Raw genomic sequence first — 6,117 nt, 5'->3', positions numbered from 1 at the left:
TCAACCCTACCATGAATCAACCCTACCATGAATCAACCCTACCATGAATCAACCCTACCATGAATCAACCCTACCATGAATCAACCCTACCATGAATCAACCCTACCATGAATCAACCTACAAAGCACTTTCATAATTATAACCATTTACTTATCAACAAAAATAAAAGATTTTTGGGGTTATTTTAATTAATTCTATTGCCATTAACACAATCAAGAACACCGGCGGAATTACTGGTAGAAACATTATCTTCTAAAGGAGTTTCATCCTCACAAACAATACCAGTATAGGCCCCAGATGCCGTTTGTCCGGCCGCCCCAGCATAATTTTTAATATCGTTATTAAATGGAGTCAAAGCATTCGCTAGATAGGCGGCTCCAAAAGCATCGGGAATAACGCTAGTATCATCGACAAAAGTATAAAATCTAGCATCGTTAATCTCAATGGGTAATTGACTCAAAGTGGTAAAAGTGGCATTTTCATAACGATAACCCTGTTGGGCGCGATTGATTAATCCCAGTGCCGCGCGCGCTTCTGCTTGCCTACCTTTGGCCACTTGTCCTAAGAGATTCGGTAAACTGATGGCAGCGAGAACCCCCAATAAAATCAACACTATCAACAATTCTATTAGAGTAAAACCCCTCGCTTTTTTTTCCTGTGATTTGATTGCTGAAAAAAGAAGGTATTTCATGGTTAAGCACTGGCAATTCAGTTATCAGTTATCAGTTATCGGGAGACAGGAGACAGGCCGTGAGCTCAGCCGAACGGAGACAGGAGATTGGTTTTATTTATTCTCCCCACTTCCCCATTCCCCCACTTCCCCATTCCCCCACTTCCCGAAAAAAATCAAAAGCGCAAGGTTTCCGAGAAAACATTTCCCTGCCACCTTCCGCTAGAGTATGATTAAAGCCGAGTTATGAAATTGCGATTGTCAGAGAAGTATGCAAGCGCACCCCGCATACTTTTCTAGACTGCGATTACTCGATGAGACGGCCACCGCCAGCACATTGTGCAAGAGCAGCAGCAGCACCAGGAGTTGACCAAGTACCAGGCCCAGTGATGGCCGCTGCACTGGGGTTAGTGGTTTGTTCACAGATAACGGCGGAGTAAGCACCATCATTTTGTTGACCGACGGCAGATTCGTATTCTAGGATGTCATTAGTGTAACGAGTATTGGGAATAGCCGCATGGTTTGCACCAACGGCAGAGTCAGCACCACCAATAACAGCAGGACCAGTGGCAGCAGTACCATAGTACTTGCCAGTGGTTTGAATAGGCAGATCAGTGACCACCGCAAAGGTGGCTCTTTCCAAGCGGTAAGCCTGTTGAGCGCGGTTAACGGCACCGAGGTTGTTGCGAGCTTCCGCTTGTCTGCCTTTGGCTATCTGACCGAGGAGGTTGGGGAGAGCGATGGCGGCGAGTACACCGATGATGATAACGACAACTAGGAGTTCGATGAGGGTGAAACCTTTGTTACCGTTCTTTTTGTTGAGAGCTTGGATGAGTTTGAATTTGAAGGTGGAGTTCATGGGTATATCCTTTGGTAAGTGTTTTTTGTTCTCTAGGGACAACTTACCCACCTGTTTCAGGAAACCTATCACCCTTGCAAAAATTTTTTTGGGGGAAGTGGGGAGGTGGGGAGGTGGGGAGGTGGGGAGGTGGGGAGGTGGGGAATTTTCCTGAATTTAGGTTTGACAAGAGGTATTGTAAAGTTTCAAGACAAATATGGTCAGATATAGTCATTAATGGTAGTATGTACAGACAAAACTATCAGACTAGGCAAAAAAAACAGGAATAAGTTATCGAACGGCTTGGAGGTGGTGGAAACAAGGGAATTTAACAGGCTACCAATTGCCTTCTGGTACAATTAAGTAGTCGTGCAAAATTAATTTCCTAGTGAAGATAGGCAAGAGGCAAGAGGCAAGAGGTGGTTAGATATGTGTAATTAATTTTGCTTAGGTACTTAGGTGTTAAAAACTTTCAGATGCCCCCCTTATTAAGGTGGGATTAAGGGGGGATCAAAGGCAAAATCTATCTTCAATTTAATTATAAGTACTAACTTAATAAAGATGATAATTAGGGTTTGCTGAATAAGGGTAAAACCCTTTTAAAATAAGGCTTTTGACCTGTTAAAATCCGATGTTCATGCTGCGAAAATCGGATTGTGACCATCAAAAACCTTGCATTATTCTTATTGTAGTACATAAATTGGTACAAAAAAGAGAGGGCAACAAAGCCTGAAACTCCCGACTCCTGACTCCTGACGACCGACTCCTAACCCCACCAACAAACTTTTTCAGCAAACCCTAATTATTTACTTTTCTACGATTTTATCTAATCTTTCCTGAATCAATAAAGCCATGGAAGAACGCAGAAAAAATAAAGCAAATAACCCAGCTAAACTGAAGGGAATAATGGCCAGTTTGCTATAGTTGGTGTCTAATAACAATATGGCTGAGATAATGCTAAATCCCAATAGACAGACATTAATTAATACTTTAATTCCCAGATAAATTCTTTTCAGAAGTCGTTCATTTTCCCGTGATTTAACTTGAAAAACTAAATTTCCTCGCTCGATCTTTTCCTCTAATTGACGGATCATTCTCTCGTTTTTATTACCTTTTTGCCATTGTTGTTTAAGAAAAGTGCGCGCTTGATTAGCTAGGGTAAGCATGGTGTTGCTAGTTCCTCCCGATACTGCTAGACTTTTCACAAAAGGTTGACTAGCTGCTAATAAATTATACTGGGGATCTAAAGAGCGGGCAATCCCATCCAAAGTGGTGACAGATTTAATAATAAAAGTCATTTGGGGAGGTAAGCGAAAAGGTTGCTGTTTAAACATTAAATACACTTGATCGCTAATTTGTTCAAAGGCCTTCACATCTACCGGTTTATCGCGAAATTCATCTAAGAGAAACTGCACGATATTTCGCACGGGTTGCAGCTCTACAACGGGTTCAATTAACCCCATATACATCAAGGTTTTTAAGACTGTTTCCGTATCCTTTCTCAAGACAGCGAAAAAGGTTTCAATCATTTGATCTTTAGCGACGGACTTTAACTCGAACATCGTGCCGAAATCGTAGAAAATTAACTCCCCTTCCTGACTGACTGCCATATTACCCGGATGGGGATCCGATTGAAAAAAACCATCCTGTAATAGTTGTTTGAGATAGGAACAGATTCCCAGTTGAATAATCCCATCTACATTAATACCGTTAGCTAGTAAAGTCTCTCGATCATCCACTTTAATCCCTGGCACATACTCCAAAGTTAATACCCTGCGGGTGGTATATTGCCAGTAAACTAAAGGAACTTTTACCTGGGGATAATTCTTAAAATTTTCCCGAAAGCGATCGGCATTTTTGCCCTCATGAATATAATCGATTTCTTGAAAGAGTAGCTCAAAGAATTCTTGATAGATAGCTTCTAAATTATATTTTTTCACCACGGGGAAAATATTTAACCAACGGGTGAGACGATGCAACAATTCAAAATCGAGATTAAATAGTCCTTCCAGATTCGGTCTTTGTACCTTAATAACGACCTCTTCCCCACTTAATAACCGCGCTCGATGCACTTGTCCTAAACTGGCACAAGCGAGGGGAGACACGGTAAAACTTTCAAATAAATTATCTAGGGGTTGTCCTAATTCTGTTTCAATAACTCGGATCGCTTCTTGACTATTAAATTCGGGAACTCGATCCTGTAATTGGGTTAATTGTTCGATATATTCGAGCGGAATTAAATCTGCTCGCGTCGATAAAGATTGCCCAATTTTAATAAAAGTTGGTCCCAAATTCATGAGGCGATCTACTAACCATTTCGCTCTCCTTTGCCGTTTTTTGCCCCTATTAGCCCCCGTTAAACGATCCCAGAGCAAAAAAGTCAAAAACTGCATTGTAAAGCTAAATATCTCCAATTGACGAACAATCGGCGCTCGCAAGCTTTGCTGCCAATGTAAAGATTTGGGGGAATCAAAAGGAGTAAGCATCAGTTATCAGTTATCAGTTATCAGTTATCAGTTATCAGTTATCAGTTATTAGTTATCAGTTATCAGTTATCAGTTATCAGTTATCAGCAAAACCGATCTACAGCGTTTCTCGTCAAGGTGAAGTATAAATCAAACCTTGCCGAAGTAAGGATTCCAGTCGCAAAAATGCAGATCATCTATTTGAGAAACGCTGTCAAGTATCCCCTTCCCGTTTGCGAATTCGCCGGTAAAAATCCTGATTTTCAGCTTTTAATCTCTGGGACGAGGTAAACCGAGATCTACCGCTAGACGATGACCGCAAGCAAAACCGGAAAAGGCCACCGCGTTTAATCCTTGACCCGGGAAGGTACTATCTCCTACACAATAGAGATTAGGAATAGCTGTGCGATTAAAGGGCATTCCTAACAAGCCTAACAGTTTTCTTCGCGGTATTGGGCCGTAACTGCCATCGATTCTATTCAAAAAGCGCCGATGGGTGCGGGCCGTGCCAATTTCGATATAATCTAATCCTGTATCTAGTTTGGGAAAGAGTTTTTTCAGGCGATCAATGAGACGATGAGCAGCGGCCTCTTTTTTCTGTTGATATTCTTGGGGGGGCAGTTTTTGCCATTGATCAATCCAGCTAGGGGTGAAAGTATGAATGATATGATGGTCCGGGGGTGCGAGGGAGGGATCGAGTAAGGTAGGAATAGAAACAAAGATAGTTCCCTGTTCTGCTTCCATATTTTCCCAATCTTCTAGTAAAATATGGTGACATTCGCTTCCTGACGGTAATACATCGGCCTTGACTCCCAGATGCAAACTGAGGAAACTGGGGGATTTTTGATAGCGTTTTTGCCAATTCTTTTCACTGCGGGGGAGAGATTCCGCGGGGAGTAGTTTCTCGAAGGTATCCCAACGGGTGGCATTAGAAACAATCTTTTTAGCGTAATATTCCTTACCATTGGTCAATCTTACCCCGATCGCCCGTCCTGCATCTAAAATAATCTTGGTAACTCTCGCTTGATACTGGATTTCACCACCGGCTTTTGCCAATCCCTCGACTAACTTGAGAGCAATCTGTCCTACTCCCCCTCGGGGATAGTTAATTCCGCCGTAATGGCGATCGCTAAAGACCATTCCCGCATTAATCATCGGAGTGCGATCGGCGGGTACTACCGACCAACAATAACATTCCATATCGATAAATTTCAATAATTTCGGGTCTTTAATATATTTTCTGGCCACATCTCCCGCATTTTGGGGTAAATACTTGACCAATCCCAAACAGGATAAAGGATGCTGGAAAAAAACCTTAGTCAGATAGCGGGGTTCTTCCAACGATAGTAAATCCATACTATTGAGGCAATTAAACACCTGCCAGCATTCATCGTAAAAGCGCCGGATACCGGTTTTTTCTGCGGGAAAATGGCTAATTAATTCCTGTAAAAATTGTTCGTAGTCGCGATGAACTTTTAAGTCTAATCCGTCCGGGAGATGATAATGGATCTGGACGGGATCGGCAATGGTTTCGATACTCATATCCACCGCTGCCAAAGCCTTGGTTAAGAGGTTAGTCGTCCCCTTTTTGCCAAAACCAAAAATCATCGAAGCACCCACATCAAAACGATAACCCTCTCGTTCAAAATAACCCGCGCTGCCCCCCGGAATCAGATAACTCTCTAAAACTAAGACTTTTGCCCCTTTTGCCGCTAATTGCGTCGCTGTCACCAATCCCCCGATTCCCGACCCAATCACGATCGCATCGTACTGATTACTCATAACTTTAGTTGATAAATTTTTGTGTCAATTCTTGATTTTAACCTTGACTAGCGGTGATTTATCGGCTAGATATTTGGGAGCAGAAAATTTGGCGATCAATTCGCTGTACTTAATGTTAGACGATCCCGAAGCAGCAAGGGAAATCAAAGACAGACTATGTATGGGCCGAGAATGAGACTAAAGCGCCGGGGAAATACTGACTCATACAGATTACCTCGAAGGTCACTAACCCCGCCCTAAAAGGGACGGGGCTTGCCTAGACCAATTTAGGCGACGCAAGTAGAGACTACCGCATCGAGACACAATCTGGCACAGACTTCCGAATACTTCCCTAGTTCGGATTACCTCTAAGCTTTATTGGT

Annotated in this window: 5 protein-coding genes; 1 reads left to right on the top strand and 4 read right to left on the bottom strand. The window is 42.5% G+C overall.

Going from position 1 to position 6,117, the window contains the following annotated elements; genetic code table 11:
* Nucleotides 1-184: 184 nt before the first annotated feature.
* The 4 genes from IM456_RS15875 to crtH form a co-directional block, all read right to left on the bottom strand.
* Nucleotides 185-691, bottom strand: coding sequence for a type IV pilin-like G/H family protein (locus tag IM456_RS15875; RefSeq protein ID WP_287693074.1), 507 nt, complete (start codon nucleotides 689-691; stop codon nucleotides 185-187).
* A gap of 286 nt (nucleotides 692-977) precedes the next feature.
* Nucleotides 978-1,529, bottom strand: a complete 552-nt coding sequence (locus IM456_RS15870) for a type IV pilin-like G/H family protein (protein WP_287693075.1) — start codon at nucleotides 1,527-1,529, stop codon at nucleotides 978-980.
* 785 nt (nucleotides 1,530-2,314) lie between these two features.
* The gene (locus IM456_RS15865; RefSeq protein ID WP_149988081.1) at nucleotides 2,315-3,994 is read right to left on the bottom strand and encodes an ABC1 kinase family protein; all 1,680 of its coding nucleotides are present in this window, start codon (nucleotides 3,992-3,994) and stop codon (nucleotides 2,315-2,317) included.
* A gap of 249 nt (nucleotides 3,995-4,243) precedes the next feature.
* On the bottom strand, nucleotides 4,244-5,755 hold the full coding sequence (gene crtH / locus IM456_RS15860; protein ID WP_149988080.1) for a carotenoid isomerase: 1,512 nt from the start codon (nucleotides 5,753-5,755) through the stop codon (nucleotides 4,244-4,246).
* 43 nt (nucleotides 5,756-5,798) lie between these two features.
* On the opposite strand from crtH, the gene IM456_RS15855 reads away from it, so the two are divergent.
* Entirely contained in the window at nucleotides 5,799-5,930 is a 132-nt protein-coding gene (locus IM456_RS15855; RefSeq protein ID WP_287693076.1) for a hypothetical protein, read from the top strand.
* The last annotated feature ends 187 nt before the right edge of the window (nucleotides 5,931-6,117 follow it).

The organism is Microcystis sp. M079S1 (assembly GCF_020246425.1).
In the GTDB taxonomy this organism is placed as follows: domain Bacteria; phylum Cyanobacteriota; class Cyanobacteriia; order Cyanobacteriales; family Microcystaceae; genus Microcystis; species Microcystis aeruginosa.
Note: the sequence above shows the minus strand (reverse complement) of the source record. Positions and strands in the feature narration are given on the sequence as shown.